This window comes from Hyella patelloides LEGE 07179 (assembly GCF_900659865.1).
In the GTDB taxonomy this organism is placed as follows: Bacteria; Cyanobacteriota; Cyanobacteriia; order Cyanobacteriales; family Xenococcaceae; genus Hyella; species Hyella patelloides.
Genome location: NZ_LR214316.1, coordinates 1 through 1,301 on the forward strand (window position 1 = coordinate 1; position 1,301 = coordinate 1,301).

At 34.8% G+C, this 1,301-nt stretch carries 2 protein-coding genes; one reads left to right on the top strand and one right to left on the bottom strand.

Annotated features, from left to right (window positions below):
• Positions 1-754, bottom strand: a 754-nt coding sequence (locus H1P_RS33435; protein ID WP_144875802.1) for an indole-3-glycerol phosphate synthase TrpC, incomplete at its 3' end; no start/stop codon positions are given.
• A gap of 267 nt (positions 755-1,021) precedes the next feature.
• On the opposite strand from H1P_RS33435, the gene H1P_RS33440 reads away from it, so the two are divergent.
• The gene (locus H1P_RS33440) at positions 1,022-1,192 is read left to right on the top strand and encodes a sigma factor-like helix-turn-helix DNA-binding protein (protein ID WP_144875805.1); all 171 of its coding nucleotides are present in this window, start codon (positions 1,022-1,024) and stop codon (positions 1,190-1,192) included.
• Positions 1,193-1,301 lie beyond the last annotated feature (109 nt).

The window sequence follows — 1,301 nt, forward strand, 5'->3', positions numbered from 1 at the left end:
CACTTACTACTGTAATATTGCGTTCTGTTAAAGTATCTTTTCTTGCTTCGAGAATAGTTTTAGTTGTTTGTAAACTAACAGAAAAATCTTCTAAATTACGATTATTAATACCAATTAAATTAATCTGATCGATAGTTAAAACTTTGTCTAATTCTTCTAAAGTATGCACCTCAATTAAAGGAGTCATCCCTAAACTTTGAGCAATTTTAACAAAGTATTTTAAGTCTTGATCTGAGAGGATTGCTGCTATTAAAAGTACCGCATCTGCTCCTTTAGCCCGTGCAAAATAAATCTGATAAGGATAAATAATAAACTCTTTACAAAGTAAAGGCAAATCAACCGCTTGTCTGACTAAATTAAGATTATCAAAACTACCTTGAAAAAACTTACTATCTGTCAGTACTGATAAACAACTCGCACCGCCTGCTTGATAGGATTTTGCGATCGCAACTGGGTTGAAATCCTCTCTAATAATACCCTTGGAAGGAGAGGCTTTTTTGACTTCTGCAATTAAAGCAGGATCGGTTTTAGCGTTTTGTAATGCGCTCAAAAAGTCTTTTGCAGGGGCGACAGTAGCTACCTGTTGACGTAGTTGCAGTAAAGGCAAGCGATCGCGCATTTGCGCTATTTCTACTTCTTTATGCCATACGATTTCTTCTAAAATGTGACGAGGTTGAGCATTAGGGATTTTACTCTGATAGACAACTTCTCCTGACTTTACTTGAGGGCTAGGATTGATTCTTCTAATTTTCATTGCAGTCCATTAAGATTAGTTCAATTTACTTAGTATATTATTTCTAATTTAGAGACTCTTGTTAGCTAGATAGTGATTTAGAGGAAATATATATGTGTAGACTTGGCTACTCAACAGAACTATGCTCAAATTAAAAGACTTCAAGACTGGACAAATCATTAATTTGACATCATCTATTAGGATTGAGGTCTAAGTGCAATAGTTATGAGATTGTCAAAGCGGAAAGTGACTGTGTAGAGTTCTACACATTTGAACCAATTCTGAACCATGAGACTATTAAGCCGTACTCAAAATGTTGCTACAAAGTACAAGTATGAAAAGTTTCCTTATTTACCACCAATGGAAAAGGAAATCATCGAGATGTTAATTGATGGATTAACTCAAACTGAGATAGCCGAAGAAATGGAAGTTAGTAAAGCTTCAATACTGTTCGGTTAAGCTAAAAGATGAGTTAATGAGAGTATTCGTAACCGAAATCGTATGGAACTTAAACCTTTAACTCTTATTGCGCCAAAAATCCAAGTGAGTGAATTATTTCCCGCTTTGA

Coding starts and splice junctions, on each gene's coding strand:
- H1P_RS33440 (WP_144875805.1), top strand. CDS start 1,022: ATGAGACTATTAAGCCGTACTCAAAATGTTGCTACAAAGTACAAGTAT.